The following is a 21877-nucleotide window of genomic DNA, read 5'->3' as shown; positions in this document are numbered from 1 at the left end:
CTTTCTCAAGTCACAGTGTATTTGTAAGAAATCTGACAATCTATCTGTAAGAAATCCGACCATTCTCCGAAGTCATTGGCTGCGGACTTGACCATCGCTTAAGATAGGACTCAAGGTATTGGCGGGAGAATAGTGCTACGGCAAGGCATGCCTCGCTTCTACTTCGACATACAAAACGATCCCCACTCAATCGACGAGGATGGCGTTTCGCTAAACGATCGGAAACATATCGAACCGCTGGCCGTTCGAACGCTGTTTGATATTGCCCGGGAAAGCGCAGAAGTCCTTAGCGGGTCGCCAATGACGATTTCCGTCCGAGATGCTGACGGCAAACGGTCTTTCGCGCGACACTAGCTTTGCAGGCGGTTTGGAGCAGCCCGTAAGGCAGCTCGCCCGGTTCGCCGAGCGGGCTTTCTTTTGCGCTTGATCCGGCCGGCGCAGAAACCCATCTCCCGCCCTCGGGAGCGTTTCATTTCAGCACACAGTCCGGCTGCAGAGCCCGCCCGGCCTTCTGGCGTTTCACGGTGCGGGCTCTGTTGCGTCTGGGCTTAACCGAGGAGCGATGTCGAAGTGATCCCGGCGCCAGTTCCTCCCAATCGCTGGCACAGCCTCCGCCCGCCCGGTTCGCCGCGGCGGGCTTTTTCGTGCCTGATCGCCTAGGCAAGATCATCTGACTTCTGGTATGGTTTTGGATAGGTAGCGCGCTCTCCAAGGCCGCGTTGCCGGAAACTTCCGAGGCCCGGCCAGCACCTGCTGAGCCGGGTTTTTTCGTGCGCGCTGAACCGACCCGCCTCACTCGCGGTTTGTCGTCTCTCACCGGAGCGAGCCGATGTCTGAGACCCAGGTCAGATGCGAGTGTGGAGCGGTCTACCAGCGGGTCGAGGACGAGCAATCCCTCGAGGAGAAGGGCAGCTTCGAATGCGGGCTCTGCGGCCGGGAGGTCGAGTCCTGGTACACTAATCGCTGGCCGAGGTTCGTCTTACTGGAGAAGCCAGGGCCATCGCCTTCGGCAAAGCAATCCAGCGTTGCGCGGAGTTCGTAGCTGCTCGCTTTTGTGAGCGGCGGCCTATCCCTAGAAACCGAGGATGAAAGACCCACAGCCACCTCAGTGTCAGGCCATACTCACTAAAAAGCAGGCTTCCGTCGTGAGGGGTGGCGTCCGAGTCACGTGCCGAAGGTGATCAAGACCCGATGCACACAGTGGGCGCGTGAGCACGGCCTGTGCTTCATCCATGCAAAGATGCAACCGCTCAGCAGCTTCGCGCCCAACCTCCTCGTAGAAGCCGCTTTTCGACGTTTCTCGAAGCAGCCGTTCCGCTTGCCACGATCTCGGCGGCTTCGCCCCCCGTCGGCGATCCCGATCTGCGCCAGCCTTGATGTGCGCGGGCAGATCAGGCGGCCCGCGGCCTATTGGCAAGCCGTGGAACTCACGATTCGAGGTGAGGTTGCCGAGGATAAGCGAGGAGCCAGCCTGTGAGCGACGTCGAGATCGAGCCTTACGACGATCCAGCGGGCGGCTGGGGCTCGGCCCGCTCGCTTGTTGAGATTCTGACCCGCGAACAAATCCCTATCTCGGGCGCGGCTCTGCTGTTGAAGCAGAACAAGCCGGGCGGCTTCATGTGCGTCTCCTGCGCCTGGCCAAAGCCGGCGAAGCCCGCGACCTTCGAGTATTGTGAGAACGGCGCCAAGGCGACGGCTTGGGAGCAGACTCGCAAGCGCGTCGGTCCCGACTTCTTCGCGAAGCATACGGTCGCCGAGTTGCTGACTTGGACGGATTTCGATCTGGAGGCGCAAGGCCGGCTTACACATCCCCTACGCTACGATCCGACGAGCGACCGCTACGCCCCGATCTCATGGGAAGACGCGTTTGCGGAAATCGGCCGCGAATTGTGCGGCTTCGATCCGAAATCCGTCGTCTATTATTCGTCCGGCCGCGCCTCGCTGGAAACCTCGTACATGTATGGGCTGTTCGCGCGGCTCTACGGCAACAACAACCTGCCCGACTCCTCCAACATGTGCCACGAGCCGACTTCGACGGGGTTGAAGGCGTCGATCGGCGTGCCGGTGGGCACCACGGTGCTGGAGGATTTCGAGAGCACGGACTGCATCCTGTTTTTCGGCCAGAATGTCGGCTCGAACGCACCGCGGATGCTGCATCCGCTGCAGGATGCTCGGCGGCGCAAGGTTCCTATCATCACCTTCAACCCGCTGCGGGAGCGCGGACTGGAGCGCTTTACCGACCCGCAATCGCCCGTGGAGATGCTGACCAAGTCGTCCACGCGGATCTCGACGCAGTATCATCAGGTAAAGGCGGGAGGCGACATCGCGGCGATCACCGGAATGTGCAAGGCGCTCCTCGCGACCGACCGGGAGACGCAGGCGGAGGGGCGGCCGCGCGTGCTCGACGCCGTCTTCATCGCCGAGCACACCTACGGCTTCGAGGATTTCGTCGGCTTCTGCGATCGTCAGGACTGGGCAGTGCTCGAAAAACGATCGGGGCTAACGCGCGAGGCGCTGGAAGCCGCCGCCGCCGTTTACGTACGTGCTGAGCGGGTCATCGGCATCTACGGCATGGGGCTGACCCAGCATCGTAAGGGCACCGAAACCGTTCAGATGCTCGTGAACCTCATGCTGCTGCGCGGGAATATCGGCAAGCCGGGGGCGGGGCTCTGCCCGGTCCGCGGTCATTCCAACGTGCAGGGCCAGCGCACCGTCGGCATCGCCGAGAAACCGGAGCTGGTGCCCCTCGACAGACTCGCCGACCTCTACGGCTTCGAGCCGCCGCGCGATAAGGGCCTGAACACGGTCGAGGCCTGCGAGGGCATCATCGCTGGAAGCGTGAAGGCCTTCATTGGCCTCGGCGGCAATTTCGTGCGCGCGATTCCTGATACGGAGCGGATGGAGGAAGCTTGGCGCAGCATGCGTCTGACCGTGCAGGTCTCGACCAAGCTCAACCGGTCTCACCTCGTCAACGGCGCGGTCGCCTACATCCTGCCCTGCCTCGGACGGATCGAGATCGACGAGCAGGCGGCTGGTCCGCAGGCGGTCTCGATGGAAGATTCAACCTCCTGCTTCCACGGTTCTGTCGGCGTCACCAAACCGGTGAGCGATCACGTGCGCTCAGAGCCCTGGATCGTCGCGGGCATCGCCAAGGCAACCCTGCCGCCGAACCCCAAGGTCGACTGGGATGCGTGGGTCGGCGACTACGCCAAGGTGCGCGACGCCATCGAGGCGACCTATCCGATGGTGTTCAAGGATTTCAACGCGCGTCTGTTCGAGCCGGGCGGCACCCACAAGCCGCTCGCCGCGCGCGAGCGTCGCTGGGATACCGAAACGGGCAAGGCCAATTTCGTCGTGCCTCAGGGCCTCGACGAGGATCCTGACATGCCGGCCCGGCACGCAGACGTGCTCGACCTGATCACGCTACGCTCGAACGACCAGTTCAACACCACAGTCTACGGCTATCACGATCGCTTTCGCGGGGTGAAAGGCACCCGGCAGGTGCTGTTTATGAACGAGGTCGACATCGCCCGGCTCGACCTCGCGGACGGCGATACCGTCGACGTCGTCACGGAGTCCAACGACGAGTATGTGCGAGCCGTGAAGGGGCTCAGAGTGGTCAAATACAGCATCCCGGAGGGCAATTGCGGGGGCTACTATCCCGAGATGAACGTGCTCATCCCGCTCTCTCATCACGACGAGCAGGCTAAGACGCCAGCGGCGAAGGCGATCCCCGTCCGCATCGCCAAGGCAGGACCGAGGCCGATGCCAAACTGACCATTCGCAGCAATGAGCGCCAACGGCAGATCTCTATTTCGTGCAACGCGTCATGATCGTTAATGAAGCGGAGCAATGGGATCGGCAATCTGTTAGCCAATCTAGGAAAATTGCTTGCGGCCGGCGTCAGCCGGCTGCTTCGCGGCCATTGTTCGCTGTACGATGTCCTAGGCTTAGGTCCGCTTTCGGGAAACTTACGCAGTGCGCGGGAAGAACCTGCGCGCCTGCCAGCTGCTGCTGGGGCACACGAAGCTTGAGAGCATGGTACGCTATCTCGGGGTCGAAGCAGACGATGCGTTGGTGATGTCCGAGCAGACCGACATCTGACATTCACCTCGGCGGCCAATTTGGCCATCGCACCTACCCCCTTCGTCCAACAAGGGTGGAAAGCAGGCTTTGCTGCCCAGCCCGTGAGCGGACGTTCCGCTGCGAAAACGGTGGGTTGTCCAAGCAGGAGGCGTCGGCGCAGCCTCAGTCAGACACGTGCAAGGCGGCCGGCGACACCGGCTTGGAAGTTGCTGGGGGAGAGGCCTGCACCTCCAGCGCGATCTCTCCCATGGACGGCTCAAGCGGTCTGGCCAGGCTCGTGATGACGGACGCTGCGTCGGATGACCTGGGGTGGCTGACCGAACGCCCGCAGGAAGGCCCGCCGCATCCGTTCCCGGTCGGCGAAGCCCGTCTCCCGAGCCACTGTGTCGAGCGAATGCCGGCCGTCTGATCGGCCCCCACACGGTGGTCCAAGTGCAGCTCTGGACCGGCATTCACGCCTTCGACGTGAAGGCGCCAAAATGCTTCGGCGATCAAATCCGGCGCGATGAGCGTGCCTTCCTGGATCCTGCCAGCAATGGTCACTGTTGCAACGGCCACTCCATCGGCCTTAAACGCCTCTGACAATGAATAGGCAAGATTTCGCAACGCGGCTTTCCCTGCAGATAGCGAGAAAGCACAGAGCCAAGCACGTGGATCGAAAGCGAGGCCTCCACCAGTTAGCAAGATGCTTCCCCGTCCGCGCGCAGCCGTTAGCTCGTGCATTATTCGGGCTGCCGCATAAGCTCCAACGACATTCACTTGCAGATCTGTCTCAAGCTCGTCCACTGCTAGGCAACCTGGCAGTCCGAAGCTCGCTCTATAGGCGTTATAAACTAAGACCTCGACGGGCCCACGATCGGCTTCGATCTCGCGAAGCGCGCCGTTTAGCGTTTCGGGATTGGCAGCATCCGCTTCGCGGACTTCGATGCCAAGTTCACGCTGCAGCTTGTCGGGCGCACGGGCCAACCCGACCACAGAAAAGTCCTCACGAACGAAGCGGCGAGCGATCGCTAGTCCAAGACCTGGCCCAATCCCGACCACGACGGCAGCCTTGCGGCGCATAAGGTGGCTTTCAGAACCGCATGCGCGGATTGCGCTAGGAATGGAATGATGAGAGCGTTGTTGGCCGCCGCAGCCTATTGGTCTTACGAGCCCAACAGCCGCGGCAGGCGTTGACGGCGCTTGGCTCCCATGTCGGTCGGGAGCGCCGCTATTCCGACCTCAAGGCAGCGCGTTATGTTTATAAGATAGCAGCCGTTGGGCGAGCAGAACCGCCGTCGGCGCGTCGACGGCTGAAGCGTCTGCGCCGACCTGCTTGACGAATTTCGGATGCTCAAGGAAGACCGGCCCACCGACCATGACCCCGATCGAAGGGTTGCACGATGCCAGCCGCACATTGCGAATTGAAGCAGCCAATTGAGCGAGGTGGGTTTCACGACTCAGTGTAAGGCCCACCACGGCAAACCACTGTCCGTTGACCAGTTCAGCAATCTTCTGGGGACTGGAAGCAAGGCCGCTAACGACGTGCCAGCCAGCCTTTCGCATGAACTGTTCAACGATCGCCAAACCGAAGGTGTGCTGCTCGCCCGGTGCGCCCATCAGAAGAACCCGGCGCTTATCATCGAAAGGCGCGATGCCGCCGTCTGTGCGGAATGCGGCTAGAAGGAACTGCAACTGAGCCAGTCCCGCTGTGACCTCGATGAAGTCGCACAGGTCATCGTCCCACATGCGTCCCAGCAGCGCGGCAGAGGGCGCGAGCAGGTCTAGGAACAGATCATCCGCCGCATAGCCCCGTGTCATGAGGGCCCCGAAAGCCTCCATCAGAGCAGTCACATCGTGGGCAAGCACAAGATCTGTGAATGCTGCCACGGCCTCCGTCTCGAGCTTTGGCAAGGCGTCCGGTTGTACGCGCTGCTCGCGTCGGTCGAGCAGCATCAAGCGCGGGATGATTTCGGCTTGGATAACCCGGCCGAGGGCCAAGGTTCGCTCGCGCGCGTTTTCGGCAGAACGCCGTCGCGCGTAGTCCTCTCTGACACCTGCAGCTTCCGCGATCTCGGTTGTCAGCAGGTCGGCCCACCCATGGTGGGATGGTCCAAAATCCAGCATTGCTCCCTACCCACGGTCCAGGGTTGAGATCCCCGTCTCCATCTGGCTGTCGTGCAGCCATTCTAAGGAGCAGCAACAAACCTCGGCACGGCCAAAATGTAAAGGTTGGCATCCAACCCGTCAGATCCGGCCACTGGTGCAACGCGCCCGGGCCGCCCGCCACGGATAGCGGCCAAAGCGCTCGCGTGTATGGCTCATGCCCCGCCTATGTCGGCAGAGTGGTCGTCCAAATGAACTGAACTCCTCGTCGAGGAACCGCCGCCACATCAGCTCGATTGCTGCCGCATGATCCAGGTGAGCCGGCATGACCGAGAAGAAGGGCCACGGCAGCGAAACGGCCAAGAAAGCCAATGCCGAGGCGAGTCACGAGGGCAAGTCGAAACCACGGACCTCGTCGCCCGCGCAAGCCGAGCTTGGCAAGAAGGGCGGCAAGTCCAAGAGGGATATCGTGCCGCCCTTTTCAGCGGATCAGACACCGGACGGTCGCTACATCGTAGTGCGCGGCCGGCTTTGGAGGCGGCAGCGCCCGGATCTCGAGCCGGCAGAGCGGGATCGGCTGGTGCATGAGCTCATGGACGGGCGCCGGGGGGTGAAGGCGGCCAAACGCACGGACAATGTGGACGCCATGGCCGAGGCCCGAGCCCAGGTCGACCGCGCCAAGCGTGGGCTCGGCGAACGCGGTCCTGTCTGGTGGACCGACGGTGCTCCTGACCAGAACCGCCGCCTGGTCGAGAACACGTCCTATGCGGAGTGGTACGCCGACCTTTCGGAGCAAGGCGGCGAGCCCTAATCCCGCTCCTTCTCAACCTTGTAGTGCCCGTGGGCAACCTTCTCGCCGTTACCCGATGCGGATTTCTGGTCGGAATGGCCGCCGGACGACCCGCCGACCGGAACGGGGTTCCTGCCGGCGTCGTGCTGTAAACCGTCCCGGTCCTTCTGCCGATCGTTGTCCGAACGACCCTTGGCACTCATATTGGTGATGTCTTCCTGCTGCGCCGTCTGCCGGCCACCCGCAACCGCGGGCGACCCGAGCTTTCCGACGTCGTCGTCATCGCGTGTCACTGTCTCGGACGGCGTGGTCTTGTCGGTGATCATGGTTGTCTCCCGCTCTGACGTAGGAGGGAAGCCTTCCAGCGGGTCGACTGGTTCCGACCGCACCCTGATAAGCCTGTGCTGAAGACAAATTGGAGCTGCCGACTAATAGGCTTCTGGAAACTTGGACGTTGGCTTCAAAAAGCCACCGTAGCCGCCGCGGCAGCCGCGTGCAGGAATGACTGCTTTTGGTAGTCGGTGCATCGGCGTGAATAACCGGAACGGGCGCGAAGCCGCCTGTCGTCATTTCCGGCGTGAGCGTCCGCTTTTCCAAGTTCGTTGCCCGAAAGCAGACGGGAAAAAACTCACCCATCACCGACGCGAAGGTCGGGTACCAAGTGTCGGATTTCGACTGCTAGAACGCCGACGCCGCGAAATATTTTCCGGGATCCGGATCCCGCAATGTGCGCCCGAATGAGGCTATGGCCCTCGAAAGCGTCTCGTATAACTCACGCGGTGATGCGGGCTGCGCCCGCGCGCGGTCAACCCGGCGAGATGGGCCGCCGTGCCGTAGCCAACATTGCGCTCCCAGGCATAGGCCGGATGGCGCAGCGCCAGCCGCCGCATCAGCTCATCCCGGCAGACCTTGGCGACGATCGAGGCGGCGGCGACCTGTGGCACCAGCCGGTCGCCCCCCACAACCGCGCGGCAGGGCAGGGCGAGCCCCGGCACCAGGTCGCGCCCGTCGACGAGAACCGGCGCCTCAACCCCGAGCCGCGTCACGGCGCGGCGCATGGCATCGAGGGTCGCGGCGCGCACGTTGATGCGGTCGACAAGCCCGCACGAGGCAGCGGCGAGGGCGACCCGGGCATGGGCGCGGATCAGCGGGCTCAGCATCTCGCGCGCCGTCCGGTCGAGACGCTTGCTGTCGTCGAGCCGTGCGAACAGGTGCGGCGGAAACAGGAGCGGGTTGAACCAGACCGCCGCGACCATCACCGGCCCGCACAGGGCGCCGCGGCCGACCTCGTCGCAGCCGATCGCGGCGGGATACTGGGCGACCTGGGCGGGATCGAAGGGAGGCATGAGGCCAGGAGCGGAAGGAGGTGGGAGCCGGCTTCTCGCATCCCGAGCCCCTCGCGTCACCCGAGTTCGACGAGCCTCTCCGACGGCCGGCCACGCCCCGCCGAACGCATCGGCCCGACCGCATGGGCGGTCTCGATGTTGCCGTAGAACTGGCGCGCGCTCTCGGCCCAGGTGTGGCGGAGGGCCTCCGCGCGGCAACGCTCGCGCGGGATCTCCAGGGCGGCGAGGGCGGCCGCACGCAGGTCGTGGTCGAGCACGCCCGCGCCGGTTCCCGAGAGCACGTCGAGGGGTCCGGTCACCGGGAAGGCGGCCACCGGGAGGCCGCAGGCCAGGGCCTCCAGCAGCACGATGCCGAAGGTGTCGGTGAGGCTCGGGAACACGAAGACATCCGCGGCCGCGTAGATCCTGGCGAGCTCCTCGCCGGTCTTGGTGCCGAGGAAGCGCGCCTCGGGATGAAGCCCCTGCAGGCGCAGCCGGTCCGGTCCGTCGCCGACCACCACCTTGGTGCCCGGCAGATCGAGGCCTAGGAAGGCGGAGATGTTCTTTTCGACCGCCACGCGCCCGACGAACAGGAAGATCGGGCCCGGAATGTCGGAGAGCGCATCGCCCACCTGCGGGCGGAACAGCTCGGTATCGACCCCGCGAGTCCAGGTCATGAGGTTGGTGAAGCCGCGCCCGGCGAGCTCCCGCTCGAGCGAGGCCGTGCTCACCATGGTGCCGCTCGCTGCCGCGTGGAAGCGGCGCAGCCACGCGTAGCTCCACCGCTCCGGCACGGGTGCGCGAGCGGCGAGGTATTCGGGGAAGCGCGTGTGATAGCTGGTCGTGAAGGGGCGCCCCCGGGCGAGGCAGGCACGGCGTGCCGCGTGGCCGATCGGCCCTTCGGTGGCGATGTGGACATGGGTCGGCTTGTGGCCGTCGAAGGCCCGGATGACGCCGGCTCGCGTCACGAGGGAGAGTCGGATCTCGTTGTAGCCCGGCATCGGAACCGAGCGGAAATCCTGCGGCGTCAGGAAGATCGGCTCGACGCCCTGCGCCTCGCCGGCACGCACCATCTGCTCCAGCGACCGCACCACACCGTTGACCTGCGGATGCCAGGCATCCGTGGCGATCAGCAGCCTCACGCGACCGCCCGAGACGGGGTGTCGATCATTTCGGTGGCCTGCGCGGCAGCGGCGCGCTCGCGCAACATGCTGGGATAGTGCAGCACCTCCATGCGGCCGTCGTAGTGCTCGACCACGGCCGTGCAGGATTCCACCCAGTCGCCGGTGTTGATGTAGGCGAACCCGTCGATGTCGCGGTTCGCGGCGTGGTGGATATGCCCGCAGATCACGCCGTCGGCACCCTGGCGGCGCGCCTCGGAGACGAGGAACTCCTCGAACTTGCCGATGAAGTTCACAGCGTTCTTCACCTTCAGCTTCGCCCAGGCCGAAAGCGACCAGTAGGACAGGCCGAGCCGGCGTCGCACCTTGTTGAGCAGGGTGTTGACGGTGAGGGCCGCCGTGTAGGCGCCGTCGCCGAGATGGGCGAGCCATTTCGAGTGGCGCACCACCATGTCGAACTGGTCGCCGTGGATGACGAGATAACGTTTGCCGTCGGCGCCGACATGGATGCTGCTCTCGGCGAGTTCGACGCCGCCGAACGTGGTGCCGATATAGTCGCGCAGGAACTCGTCGTGATTGCCCGGTACGTAGATCACATGCGCGCCCTTGCGCACCTTGCGCAGGAGCTTCTGCACCACGTCGTTATGCGCCTGGGGCCAGTACCAGCCCGAACGGAGCTGCCAGCCGTCGACGATGTCGCCGACGAGGTAGATCGTGTCGGCGTCGACGTCCCGCAGGAAGTCGAGCAACAGCGCAGCCTGGCAGCCCTTGGTGCCGAGATGCGTATCGGACAGAAAGAGCGTCCGCACGCGGATCGTCGTCTCGGAATCCTCTGACACCGGCTCCTCCGGCCTACCCCAAGTGCCGGAGCCAAACCGAATTCCCATATCAGTTTGATGACGCCAGCCCCCCGTGCAGAGGGCCGGAAATGAGTTTGCGCGCATTGGCGGAAGGCTGAGTCCGGAGCGCAACGCCGGAAATTCTTTTTGCCATCCGATTGAGTTTTTTAAGTTTTCCTTTCGGGGGCAAGCCGGGCATCATCCGTCGCAGCGAGATCCGTGGCGGCGGCCGTGCAAAACGGAGCGGGCGGCTCGGGTTTCGGTAAGGAAATCACGGCGTTCGACGCCCTCGCCCCACCCTTGAACGGGGCCGGCGGCTGAGGCATCGAAGGCAGCGAGTCTGCGGAGGCGACCGGCGTGGGGAGCACGTCGCGACGCGAACGGCGTCAGCCGGATCGCCGCTCTGCCAGGCTTGGCGTTTCCGACAGGTCCGACGACGGTCGATGGGCGCGGACCCTGCGCGAGCGGGGACCTTCGGCTGCCCGATCGGCCGGAGCCATGCGCTATCGGGGCCGCGGGATCGCTTTCACGGCGGCTAGGCCCCGCTACGACGATGTGACAACAGGATCGGGCTCACGGCCCGACCGTTAGAGATAGAAATTTGGAGGATACACTCATGGCGGCAACGAGACGGCCTGGTCGCAACCACCTCTTCGTTCCGGGTCCGACGAACATCCCGGACCGTGTGCAGCGCGCGATGCTGGTGCCCTCCGAGGATCACCGCTCGGTCGAGTTCCCCGAGCTGACCAAGCCGCTGTTCGAGGACACCAAGAAGGTGTTCGGTTCGACCGACGGCACGATCATCCTGTTCCCGGCCTCCGGCACGGGTATCTGGGAGTCGGCGCTCACCAACACCCTGGCGCGCACCAACAAGGTGCTGACCTCGCGCTTCGGCCAGTTCAGCCATCTCTGGATCGACATGGCCAAGCGCATTGGCCTCGACGTCATCGTCCAGGAAGAGGCCTGGGGTACCGGCGCCGATCCGGCGAAGATCGAGCAGGCCCTGCGCGAGGACAAGAACCACGAGATCAAGGCCGTCATGGTCGTCCATAACGAGACCGCCACCGGCGTGACCTCGGATATCGGCGCCGTGCGGAAGGCCATCGATGCCGCCGGCCATCCGGCCCTGCTCTTCGTCGACGGTGTTTCCTCCATCGGCTCGCTGCCCTTCAATGCGACCGAGTGGGGCGTCGACTGCGCCATCGCCGGCTCGCAGAAGGGCCTGATGCTCCCGGCCGGCCTCGGCGTGATCTGCATCAGCCCGAAGGCGCTCAAGGCCTCCGAAGCCCTGCGCGGCAACAACGACCGTCTCGCCCACGTCTATTTCGACTGGGAAGACATGCGGAAGCAGAACCCGGCCGGCTACTTCCCCTACACGCCGTCGGTGCCGCTGCTCTACGGCCTGCGCGAAGCGCTCGCCTGCCTCAACGAGGAAGGTCTCGAGAACGTCTATCACCGCCACCACGTGCTCGGTGAGGCGACCCGCCAGGCCGTCGCGGCCTGGGGTCTCAAGACCTGCGCCAAGGAGCCCAAGTGGAACTCCGACACCGTCACCGCGATCGTGGTGCCGGAGGGCGTCGACGCCGCCGCGATCATCAAGCACGCCTTCGTCCGCTACAACCTCGCCCTCGGCGCGGGTCTGTCGGAAGTCGCCGGCAAGGTGTTCCGCATCGGCCATGTCGGCGACCTGAACGAGCTCTCGCTCCTCGGCGCCATCGCCGGTGCCGAGATGTCGATGATCGACAACGGCGTGAAGGTTACGCCCGGTTCGGGCGTCGCCGCCGCGTCGAGCTACCTGCGCGAGAACCCGCTCTCGAAGTCGTAAGTCTCGCCAAGCCCCGAGACCCCGCTAGGTCTCGGGGCTGCGCAGTCCGATCATCGGACGGGGCGTCTCGACGCCCCGTCCGAAACCCTGGACAAGAATACGCGACGGCCGACGCCACGGCCCGAAGACAGGGACATTCCATGACCAAGAAAGTCGTCTTCCTCGACCGCGAATCCCTCGACGCGAAGGTGCGGAGCTTCAGCTTCCCGCACGACTACAAGGAATACGACTCGACCTGGACGCCGGAGGAGATCGTCGAGCGCCTGAAGGGTGCCGAGATCGCCCTGATCAACAAGGTGCCGATGCGCGCCGACGTGTTGAAGCAGCTCCCCGACCTCAAGCTCATCGCCGTCGCCGCCACCGGCACCGACGTCGTCGACAAGAAGCAGGCCAAAGAGCAGGGCATCACCGTCGTCAACATCCGCGGCTATGCCTTCAACACCGTGCCCGAGCACGTGATCGGGCTGATGTTCTCGCTCCGCCGCGCCATCGTCCCCTACGCCAATTCCGTGCGCCGGGGCGATTGGAACAAGTCGAGCCAGTTCTGCTACTTCGACTACCCGATCCACGACATCGCCGGCTCGACGCTCGGCATCGTCGGCTACGGCGCGCTCGGCAAGTCGATCGGCAAGCGCGCCGAGGCGCTCGGCATGAAGGTCATCGCCTACGACGTCTTCGAACAGCCGGGCCTCGTCGATTTCGAGACCATCCTGCGCGACAGCGACGTCATCACGCTGCACGTGCCGCTGACGCCCGACACCAAGGGCATGATCGGCGCCGATGAACTCAAGAAGATGAAGAAGCACGCGCTGCTGATCAACACGGCCCGCGGCGGTCTCGTCGACGAGGCAGCCCTGGTCGAGGCGCTGAAGAACGGCACCATCGGCGGCGCCGGCTTCGACGTGGTGGCCCAGGAGCCGCCGAAGGATGGCAACATCCTGTGCGAGCAGGATCTTCCGAACCTGATCGTCACCCCGCACGTCGCCTGGGCATCGAAGGAAGCGATGCAGATCCTCGCCGATCAGCTCGTCGACAACGTCGAGGCCTGGGCCGACGGCAAGCCGCAGAACGTCGTCGAGGTGTAGAGCCCACGAACGCCGTCATCCCGGGGCGCCGGAGGCGAAGCCGGGATCCAGAGCCGCCGAGGCGGCCGGATGGATCGAGACCTGTGTTTCTGGAGTCCGGGTTTCGCTTCGCGGCCCCGGAATGACGGACTTAACGAATGGCGGCCACGGGCTGCCCAAATGAAACGCGCCAAGCACCGCGCGACCAGATCGCCAGAGGAACCATGACCAAGAAGCTTCTCTTCCAATTCGACACGGATGCCGCCCCGAGCGTGTTCGACGTGGTCGTCGGCTATGACGGCGGTGCCGATCACATCACCGGCTACGGCAACGTCACCCCCGAGAACGTCGGCGCCTATGTCGACGGCACGATCTACACCCGCGGCGGCAAGGAGAAGCAGTCGACGGCGATCTTCGTTGGCGGCGGTGACATGGCCGCCGGCGAGAAGGTGTTCGAGGCGGTCAAGAAGCGCTTCTTCGGCCCGTTCCGCGTCTCGGTGATGCTCGACTCGAACGGCTCGAACACCACCGCCGCAGCCGGCGTCGCACTCGCCGTGAAGGCGGCCGGCGGTTCCGTGAAGGGCAAGAAGGCCGTCGTTCTGGCCGGCACCGGCCCGGTCGGCATGCGCTCGGCCGCGCTTCTGGCCGGTGAGGGCGCCGAGGTCATCGTCTGCGGGCGCAAGCTCGACAAGGCGCAGGCCGCCGCCGATGCCGTCAACAAGCGCTTCAAGGTCAACGTGACGGCCGCCGAGACGCCGGACGACGCTTCGCGCGCCGCGATCATCAAGGGCCAGAACCTGATCTTCACGGCCGGCGCCATCGGGCTCGAGCTCGTCCCGGCTGCCGCCTGGCAGAACGAAGCGTCGGTCGAGATCGTCGCCGATTACAACGCCCAGCCCCCGCTCGGCATCGGCGGCATCGAGGCCACCGACAAGGCCAAGGATTACAACGGCAAGATCGCGCTCGGCGCGCTCGGCATCGGCGGCCTCAAGCTGAAGCTGCACCGCGCCTGCATCGCAAAGCTCTTCGAGTCGAGCGAAGGCGTGTTCGACGCCGAGAACATCTACGCCCTCGCCAAAGAGATGGCCTGAGCCATGGCCCAGAACGAGACCATCGCGAATTTCCTCGACGGGCTGGCGAGTTCCGCCCCGACCCCCGGCGGCGGCGGTGCCGCCGCCATCTCGGGCGCCATGGGCGCGGCCCTGCTGTCGATGGTGTGCAACCTGACCATCGGCAAGAAGAAATACGTCGAGGTCGAGGAGGAGCTGAAGGGCGTCCTCGCCCAATCCGAAAAACTGCGCGCGACGCTCACCGGCATGATCGCCGACGACGTCGAGGCCTTCGACGCGGTGATGGCGGCCTACGGGCTTCCGAAAAACACGGACGAAGAAAAGGCCGCGCGGGCGGAAAAAATCCAGGCGGCGCTCAAGGTTGCAACCGACGTGCCGCTCGCCTGCTGCCGGGTCTGCCGCGAGGTGATCGACCTCGCCGTGCCCGTCGCCGACAAGGGCAATCTCAACGTGATCTCGGATGCCGGCGTCGCCGTGCTCTCGGCTTACGCAGGCCTGCGCTCGGCTGCGCTCAACGTCTATGTCAACGCCAAGGGCCTCGACGATCGCGCCTTTGCCGAGGAGCGGCTCAAGGAACTCGAGGGCCTGCTCGGCGAAGCCTCGGCCATCAACGAGCGCGTCTACGAGGTCGTCAAGAACAAGGTCAATTGAGCCGGCTCACGCCACCGGCTCCGCTTTAAATGAATTCTATAAACAACTGGCAGGCAAGCAAATTGAATTGCCAGAGAAGAAAAAGTTCAGGCGCAGGCAGCTTCACGTGAACTGACTTTTACGCGAGGATGCTTCGCAAAAGGAAACGCGGAGGAGATCTTCGATGGACGTTCACGAGTATCAAGCGAAGGAGCTGCTCGCGAGCTTCGGCGTGGCCGTGGCCAAGGGCGCCGTCGCCTTCAGCCCCGACCAGGCCGTCTACGCGGCGACCGAGCTCGGGGGCTCGTTCTGGGCCGTGAAGGCGCAGATCCATGCCGGCGCCCGCGGCAAGGCCGGCGGGATCAAGCTGTGCCGGACCTATAACGAGGTCCGCGACGCCGCCAAGAACATGCTCGGCAAGCGCCTCGTCACCCTGCAGACCGGCCCAGAAGGCAAGCCGGTCCAGCGCGTCTACATCGAGACCGCCGACCCCTTCGATCGCGAGATCTATCTCGGCTACGTCCTCGACCGGAAGGCCGAGCGCGTGCGCGTCATCGCCTCCAAGCATGGCGGCATGGACATCGAGGAGATCGCCGAGAAGGACCCCGAGGCCCTGATCCAGGTCGTCGTCGAGCCGGCCGTCGGCCTCCAGCAGTTCCAGGCCCGCGAGATCGCCTTCCAGCTCGGCCTGAACATCAAGCAGGTCTCGGCCGCTGTGAAGACGATCATGAACGCCTACCGGGCCTTCCGCGACTGCGACGGCACCATGCTCGAGATCAACCCGCTCGTCGTCACCAAGGACGACCGCGTGCTGGCGCTCGATGCCAAGATGTCCTTCGACGACAACGCCCTGTTCCGCCGGCGCAACATCGCCGACATGCACGACCCGTCGCAGAGCGATCCACGCGAGGCGCAGGCCGCCGAGCACAGCCTCAACTACATCGGCCTCGACGGCGAGATCGGCTGCATCGTCAACGGCGCCGGCTTGGCCATGGCCACCATGGACATGATCAAGCATGCCGGCGGCTCGCCCGCGAACTTCCTCGACGTCGGCGGCGGCGCTTCGCCTGAGCGCGTCGCCACGGCCTTCCGCCTGGTGCTGTCCGACGACAACGTGAAGGTGATCCTCGTGAACATCTTCGCCGGCATCAACCGCTGCGACTGGATCGCCGAGGGCGTGGTGCAGGCGGCGCGCGAAGTGAAGATCAACGTGCCCCTCGTGGTCCGGCTCGCCGGCACGAACGTCGAGGCCGGCAAGAAGATCCTCGCGGACTCGAATCTCGACCTCATCACCGCCGACAGCCTGGCGGAGGCCGCCCAGAAGGCGGTCGAGGCCGGCAAGTCGGCCAAGCAATAACCCGGGACGAGGGAGGAATTACGCCATGAGCATTCTCATCGACGAGAAGACCCCGATCCTGGTCCAGGGCATCACGGGCGACAAAGGCTCGTTCCATGCCAAGGAGATGATCGAATACGGCAGCAACGTCGTCGGCGGCGTCACGCCCGGCAAGGGCGGCAAGACCCATGTCGGCGTGCCGGTGTTCAACACGGTGAAGGACGCCGTGCGCGAGACCGGCGCCACCACCTCGATCACCTTCGTGGCGCCGCCCTTCGCCATGGACGCGATCATGGAGGCGGCCGATGCCGGCCTGAAGCTGGTCTGCTCGATCACCGACGGCATCCCGGCCCAGGACATGATGCGGGTGAAGCGCTACCTGATGCGCTACCCCAAGGAGCGCCGCACCATGGTGGTCGGCCCGAACTGCGCCGGCATCATCTCGCCCGGCAAGTCGATGCTCGGGATCATGCCCGGTCACATCTACAAGCAGGGCAATGTCGGCGTGATCTCGCGCTCCGGCACGCTGGGCTACGAGGCCGCCGCACAGCTGAAGGAACTCGGCATCGGCATCTCGACCTCGGTGGGCATCGGCGGCGACCCGATCAACGGTTCGTCCTTCCTCGACCACCTGGCCCTGTTCCAGGAGGATCCCGAGACCGAGGCCGTGCTGATCATCGGCGAGATCGGCGGCCCGCAGGAGGCCGAGGCCTCCGCCTGGATCAAGGAGAACTTCTCCAAGCCCGTGATCGGCTTCGTGGCGGGCCTCACCGCACCGAAGGGCCGCCGCATGGGCCATGCCGGCGCAATCATCTCCGCCTCCGGCGACAGCGCCGCCGAGAAGGCCGAGATCATGAAGAGCTACGGCCTCACCGTCGCGCCCGATCCGGGCTCCTTCGGCACGACCGTCGCCGAGGTGCTGAACCGCCGCAAAGCGGCCTGACCAACCGCACTCGTCATTCCGGGGCTCGCCAGAGGCGAGAACCCGGAATCCACTCGCATACGCGCGGCCAGTCGTGGATTCCGGGTTCCGCTCCGCGGCCCCGGAATGACGAACAGAAGCTGCAACGACCTCTCGTCTCACGAGAGGCCGCCACGGACACCCAAGGTGACCACCCCATGATCGTCACCCTGCAGACAGCCCCGACACCCGCTTCCGGCGGCGACACCTTCGCGCCGCCCGTGATCACGGGCACGTCGTCGAAGGACGCCCTCGACATCCTCTTCCACGCGCTCGTCGACGTCGCACGCCGTCACGAGCCGGAGCTGGAGGACGTCCTGCACGGCCGGGCCGACATCTCCCGCTACACGCCGGAGATGCTGGCGCGCGCCCTTCAGGTGCAGGGCATCTGGTTCCAGCTGCTCTCGATCGCCGAGCAGAACGCGGCCATGCGCCGGCGCCGGCACATCGAGCGCGACGAGGGCCGCGACGCGCTCGGCGGCTCCTTCGCCAAGGTACTGGCGGAGGCCTCGGCCAGCGGCATCGAGGCGCCGCAGATCCACGCGCTCCTCAAGGAGCTGCGCATCCGCCCGACCATCACGGCGCACCCCACCGAGGGCAAGCGCGTCACGGTGCTGGAGAAGCTGCGCCGGATCTACCTCGTGCTGCGCGAGCTGGAGCTGCCGCGCTGGACCGAGCGCGAGCGCAACGGCCTGATGAACGAGCTGCGCGACCAGATCGAACTGGTCTGGATGACCGGCGAGCTGCACCTGGAGAAGGCCACCGTCGAGCGCGAGGTCGCCTGGGGCCTGCACTTCTTCGACGAATCGCTCTTCGAAATGCTGCCGGAGATGCTCTACTCCCTGGAGGAGAGCCTGGCGCAGTACTATCCGGACGAGACCTTCGAGGTGCCGCCCTTCTTCCAGTTCGGCTCTTGGATCGGCGGCGACCGCGACGGCAACCCCTACGTCACCGCCTCGGTGACCCGCGAGACGCTCCAGCGCAACGCGCTCGCGAGCCTGCGGCGCTACCGCGACCAGATCACCCATCTCGGCCGCGTGATCTCGATCACCGAGCGGTCCCTGCCGACGCCCGAGAGCTTCAAGAAGGAGCTCGCGGCCGCACTTTCCGAGAGCGGCGACAGCCGGGCCATCGCCAGCCGCAACCCGGGCGAGCCCTACCGCCAGTTCCTGACCTGCATCCTGCGCAAGCTCGAAGCCACCATCCAGCGCAACAAGGGCTCGCGCTCGACCGGGGCCGACTACCCGAGCGCCGACGGCTTGATCAACGATCTGCGCGTGCTGGAGCAGGGCCTCGCCGACGCGAAATGCGGCTCGCTCGCCACGGACATGGTGCGCCCGGTGCGCCGCATGGTCGAGATCTTCCGCTTCTCGACCGTCCGCCTCGACCTGCGCGAGAACACCACCCGCACCACCAAGACGCTGCAGTCGCTCTGGAAGCAGAAGATCGGCGATCGCAAGCCTCTGCCGAAGGAGGACACGCCGGAATGGCGCGAATGGCTGCTGACCGAGCTCGGCCGCCCGCGCAACCCGGAGGCGACCTTCGACGACTTACCCGACGACGCCCGCGAGACGCTCGAGACCTTCGCCCTCGTCGGCGAAATGCGTGAGCAGCTCGATCGCGAGGCCTTCGGCAGCTTCATCCTGTCGATGACGCGCTCCACCAACGACGTGCTCGGCGCCTATCTGCTGGCCAAGGAGGCCGGCATCTTCCTCGACACGGCCGGCACCGAGATCTGCCCGCTGCCGATCGTGCCGCTCTTCGAGACGATCGACGACCTGCGTGCCGCGCCGACCATCATGAAGGAGCTCCTGAACGTCCCCGTCGTGCGGCGCTCGACGCGCTGGCAGGGCGGCGTGCAGGAGGTGATGATCGGCTATTCCGACTCGAACAAGGATGGCGGCTTCATCGCCTCGAACTGGGAGCTGTCGAAGGCACAGAGCCGGCTGACCGATCTCGGCAAGCAGGCCGGCGTGCCCATCGCCTTTTTCCACGGGCGTGGCGGGTCCGTCAGCCGCGGCGGCGTGCCGACCCGGCGCGGAATCCTCGCCCAGCCGCCCGGCTCCATCAACGGCCGCTTCCGCACCACCGAGCAGGGCGAGGTGGTCTCGTTCAAATACGCCAACCGCGGCACCGCGGCCTACCAGATGGAGCTGCTGGCCTCGTCGGTGCTGGAGCACGCGCTGCAATCCGAGCGCGAGACCCACGGCCAGCCCCGCAACGAGTTCGACGACGTGCTGGAGGCGCTGTCGGGTGCCTCGCGCGCGGCCTACGTCAACCTGCTCCAGCATGACGGGCTGGTCGACTATTTCCAGCAGGCGAGCCCCCTCGACGAGATCTCGCTGCTCAATATCGGCTCGCGCCCGGCTCGCCGCTTCGGCGCCAAGTCGCTGGACGATCTGCGTGCGATTCCCTGGGTCTTCGCCTGGTCGCAGAACCGGCACGTCATCACCGGTTGGTACGGCGTCGGCTCGGGCCTGCAGAGCTTCATCGAGGTGCGCGGGGAGGGCGGCGAGCGGCAGCTCAAGCGGCTCTTCGAGGAGTCGCGCGTCTTCCGCCTCGTGCTCGACGAGGTCGAGAAGACGCTGCTCATGGTCGACCTCGACATCGCCCGCGACTATGCCGGGCTCGTCGCGGACCAAAAGATCCGCACCGACATCTTCTCGATGATCGAGGCCGAGTACGAGTTGACCAAGCGGATGGTGCTGCGCGTCAGCGGCGACACCGAACTCGCGGAGCGCTTCCCACTGTTCCGCGACCGTCTCAATGGACGCCTGCCGACCATCAACCAGGTCAGCCGCGAACAGGTCGAATTGCTGCGCCGTTATCGCAGCGAAGAAGACGAGGATCGGCGCGAGGCAGTGAAATCCGCGCTGCTCCTGTCGATCAACTGCATCGCCGTCGGCTTCGGCGCCACCGGCTGAACCTTTAAAAGAAGAGAGGAAATCATGAGCTTCACCCTGATCCCGCAGGCCAAGGCCCGCCTGCATCGCTCCGAGCTGGCAGTGCCGGGCTCGAACCCGACCTTCATGGAAAAGTCGGCCTCCTCGAATGCCGACGTGATCTTCCTCGACCTCGAGGACGCGGTCGCTCCCGACGACAAGGAGCAGGCGCGCAAGAACATCATCCAGGCCCTCAACGACATCGATTGGGGCAACAAGACCATGATGATCCGCATCAATGGTCTCGACACCCACTACATGTACCGCGACGTCGTCGACATCGTGGAGAATTGTCCGCGCCTCGACATGATCCTGATCCCCAAGGTCGGCGTCCCGGCCGACGTCTACGCGATCGACGTGCTCACCACCCAGATCGAGCAGGCCAAGAAGCGCGAGAAGAAGATCGGCTTCGAGGTGCTGATCGAGACCGCGCTCGGCATGGCCAATGTCGAGGCGATCGCGACCTCCTCTAAGCGCCTGGAAGCCATGTCCTTCGGCGTGGCCGACTACGCCGCCTCCTGCCGCACCCGCTCCACCGTGATCGGCGGCGTGAACCCCGATTACTCCGTGCTCACCGACAAGGACGAGGCCGGCAAGCGCGAGACCCACTGGCAGGATCCGTGGCTGTTCGCCCAGCAGCGTATGCTGGTCGCCTGCCGCGCCTACGGCCTGCGCCCGATCGACGGCCCCTTCGGCGATTTCTCGGACCAGGACGGCTACATCTCCGCCGCCCGGCGCTGCGCGGCGGCCGGCTACGAGGGCAAGTGGGCGATCCACCCCTCGCAGATCGATCTCGCCAACGAGGTGTTCACCCCCTCCGAGAAGGAAGTCGAGAAGGCCCGCCGCATCCTCGTCGCGATGGAAGAGGCCGCCAAGGCCGGTCGCGGCGCCGTGGCGCTGGACGGCCGTCTCATCGACATCGCCTCGATCAAGATGGCCGAGGCGCTGATCCAAAAGGCCGACGCGATGAAGTAAGCGGTCCGCACATCGGACACGCTTCAGGGCCGCTCCGGGAGACCGGGGTGGCCCTTTTTCATATCAGCCACGATCGCAGCGATCTGGCCTCGTGCGACGGAAAGGCATCTAAGCGCGTCATCCTCCGAGCGCCGCCATGCCCACCGTCTTCGATCTGATTCCCTTCCTGCTCGTCGCCCTCGGGCTGGCGCTGACACCCGGACCGAACATGGTCTACGTGCTGTCGCGCTCGATCTCGCAGGGGCGCAGGGCCGGGCTGATCTCGCTGGCCGGCGTGGCGGTGGGCTACCTGTTCTACATGCTGTGTGCCGCCTTCGGCCTGACGGCACTCCTGCTGGCGATCCCCTATGCCTACGATGCGCTCAGGATCGGCGGCGCGGTCTACCTGCTGTATCTCGCCTGGCAGGCCGTGCGCCCGGGTGGCCGCTCGCCGTTCCAGGCGAAGGATCTGCCGCACGATTCGAGCCGGCGCCTGTTCGTGATGGGCCTGCTGACCAATCTTCTGAACCCGAAGATCGCGGTCATCTACCTGTCGCTGCTGCCGCAATTCATCGATCCGAGCCGCGGTGACGTCCTGATGCAGTCGCTGCTGTTCGGCTCCGTCCAGTCGGCGATGGGCATGCTGGTAAACGGCCTCGTGGCGCTCACGGCCGGCTCGATCGCCAGCTTGCTCGTCCGCCGTCCGACCTGGCTCGTGGTGCAGCGCTGGCTGATGGGCACCGTGCTGGCCGGCCTCGCCGCGCGGATGGCGCTGGAGGCGCAGCGCTGAGGCGTGCGCCGTCGACGACCCGTGTAAGCTCGCCCGGCCGGGGGCACGATGGCCCCCAC

General features: G+C 65.3%; 18 protein-coding genes and 3 pseudogenes. 14 read left to right on the top strand and 7 right to left on the bottom strand.

The window, feature by feature from the left end; genetic code table 11:
* The first annotated feature begins 147 nt into the window (after positions 1-147).
* From GGR33_RS26550 to GGR33_RS25730, 4 genes and pseudogenes are all read left to right on the top strand, one after another.
* Entirely contained in the window at positions 148-354 is a 207-nt protein-coding gene (locus tag GGR33_RS26550) for a DUF6894 family protein (protein WP_425488780.1), read from the top strand.
* 814 nt (positions 355-1168) lie between these two features.
* Entirely contained in the window at positions 1169-1477 is a 309-nt protein-coding gene (locus GGR33_RS13580; RefSeq protein WP_183505965.1) for a hypothetical protein, read from the top strand.
* Positions 1474-3777, top strand: a complete 2304-nt coding sequence (locus tag GGR33_RS13575; protein ID WP_183505963.1) for an FdhF/YdeP family oxidoreductase — start codon at positions 1474-1476, stop codon at positions 3775-3777. The genes GGR33_RS13580 and GGR33_RS13575 overlap by 4 nt, the downstream gene beginning before the upstream one ends.
* Positions 3778-3981: 204 nt before the next feature.
* Positions 3982-4104, top strand: a pseudogene (locus GGR33_RS25730) (integrase); the annotation flags it as partial.
* A gap of 238 nt (positions 4105-4342) precedes the next feature.
* On the opposite strand, the pseudogene GGR33_RS25960 reads toward GGR33_RS25730, so the two are convergent.
* The 3 genes and pseudogenes from GGR33_RS25960 to GGR33_RS13565 form a co-directional block, all read right to left on the bottom strand.
* Positions 4343-4492: pseudogene (locus GGR33_RS25960) on the bottom strand (GlxA family transcriptional regulator); the annotation flags it as partial.
* A 143-nt stretch (positions 4493-4635) separates the two neighbouring features.
* A pseudogene (locus GGR33_RS13570) lies at positions 4636-5148 on the bottom strand (SDR family oxidoreductase); the annotation flags it as partial.
* 159 nt (positions 5149-5307) lie between these two features.
* Positions 5308-6192, bottom strand: coding sequence for a cobalamin B12-binding domain-containing protein (locus GGR33_RS13565; RefSeq protein ID WP_183505960.1), 885 nt, complete (start codon positions 6190-6192; stop codon positions 5308-5310).
* Positions 6193-6640: 448 nt separating this feature from the next.
* On the opposite strand from GGR33_RS13565, the gene GGR33_RS13560 reads away from it, so the two are divergent.
* Positions 6641-6982 (top strand): hypothetical protein, encoded by a 342-nt coding sequence (locus GGR33_RS13560; protein WP_183506081.1) that lies wholly within the window; start codon positions 6641-6643, stop codon positions 6980-6982.
* Here the strand turns inward: GGR33_RS13560 and GGR33_RS13555 are convergent.
* From GGR33_RS13555 to GGR33_RS25955, 4 genes are all read right to left on the bottom strand, one after another.
* Positions 6979-7287: a hypothetical protein gene (locus GGR33_RS13555; protein WP_210301992.1), complete on the bottom strand. Its 309-nt coding sequence runs from the start codon at positions 7285-7287 to the stop codon at positions 6979-6981. The two genes, GGR33_RS13560 and GGR33_RS13555, sit on opposite strands and share 4 nt — an antisense overlap.
* 417 nt (positions 7288-7704) lie before the next feature.
* On the bottom strand, positions 7705-8307 hold the full coding sequence (locus GGR33_RS13550) for a ribonuclease HII (RefSeq protein WP_183505959.1): 603 nt from the start codon (positions 8305-8307) through the stop codon (positions 7705-7707).
* 56 nt (positions 8308-8363) lie between these two features.
* Entirely contained in the window at positions 8364-9428 is a 1065-nt protein-coding gene (locus GGR33_RS13545) for a glycosyltransferase family 4 protein (RefSeq protein WP_183505957.1), read from the bottom strand.
* Complete coding sequence (locus GGR33_RS25955; protein ID WP_183505955.1) at positions 9425-10246, bottom strand: UDP-2,3-diacylglucosamine diphosphatase; 822 nt, start codon at positions 10244-10246, stop codon at positions 9425-9427. The genes GGR33_RS13545 and GGR33_RS25955 overlap by 4 nt, the downstream gene beginning before the upstream one ends.
* Before the next feature lie 616 nt (positions 10247-10862).
* On the opposite strand from GGR33_RS25955, the gene GGR33_RS13535 reads away from it, so the two are divergent.
* From GGR33_RS13535 to GGR33_RS13495, 9 genes are all read left to right on the top strand, one after another.
* Positions 10863-12071: an aminotransferase class V-fold PLP-dependent enzyme gene (locus GGR33_RS13535; RefSeq protein WP_183505953.1), complete on the top strand. Its 1209-nt coding sequence runs from the start codon at positions 10863-10865 to the stop codon at positions 12069-12071.
* A gap of 140 nt (positions 12072-12211) precedes the next feature.
* Positions 12212-13156 (top strand): D-2-hydroxyacid dehydrogenase, encoded by a 945-nt coding sequence (locus GGR33_RS13530; RefSeq protein ID WP_183505951.1) that lies wholly within the window; start codon positions 12212-12214, stop codon positions 13154-13156.
* A 203-nt stretch (positions 13157-13359) separates the two neighbouring features.
* A complete protein-coding gene (locus tag GGR33_RS13525) occupies positions 13360-14226 on the top strand; it encodes an NADP-dependent methylenetetrahydromethanopterin/methylenetetrahydrofolate dehydrogenase (protein WP_183505949.1) in 867 nt (288 codons plus the stop codon).
* 3 nt (positions 14227-14229) lie between these two features.
* Positions 14230-14856, top strand: a complete 627-nt coding sequence (gene fchA / locus GGR33_RS13520; protein WP_183505947.1) for a methenyltetrahydrofolate cyclohydrolase — start codon at positions 14230-14232, stop codon at positions 14854-14856.
* Between the two features lie 163 nt (positions 14857-15019).
* A complete protein-coding gene (locus GGR33_RS13515) occupies positions 15020-16192 on the top strand; it encodes a malate--CoA ligase subunit beta (RefSeq protein ID WP_183505946.1) in 1173 nt (390 codons plus the stop codon).
* 25 nt (positions 16193-16217) lie between these two features.
* A complete protein-coding gene (sucD, locus tag GGR33_RS13510) occupies positions 16218-17114 on the top strand; it encodes a succinate--CoA ligase subunit alpha (RefSeq protein ID WP_183505944.1) in 897 nt (298 codons plus the stop codon).
* Between the two features lie 176 nt (positions 17115-17290).
* Complete coding sequence (locus tag GGR33_RS13505; protein WP_183505942.1) at positions 17291-20056, top strand: phosphoenolpyruvate carboxylase; 2766 nt, start codon at positions 17291-17293, stop codon at positions 20054-20056.
* 24 nt (positions 20057-20080) lie between these two features.
* A complete protein-coding gene (locus tag GGR33_RS13500; RefSeq protein WP_183505940.1) occupies positions 20081-21049 on the top strand; it encodes an HpcH/HpaI aldolase/citrate lyase family protein in 969 nt (322 codons plus the stop codon).
* 136 nt (positions 21050-21185) lie between these two features.
* Positions 21186-21818: a LysE family translocator gene (locus GGR33_RS13495; RefSeq protein ID WP_183505938.1), complete on the top strand. Its 633-nt coding sequence runs from the start codon at positions 21186-21188 to the stop codon at positions 21816-21818.
* Positions 21819-21877: the final 59 nt, after the last annotated feature.

Origin of the sequence: Methylobacterium brachythecii (assembly GCF_014196345.1) — a bacterium.
GTDB classification, from domain to species: Bacteria; Pseudomonadota; Alphaproteobacteria; order Rhizobiales; family Beijerinckiaceae; genus Methylobacterium; species Methylobacterium brachythecii.
The sequence above is the reverse complement of the archived record's forward strand: the minus strand, read 5'-3'. Positions and strand labels throughout refer to the sequence as shown.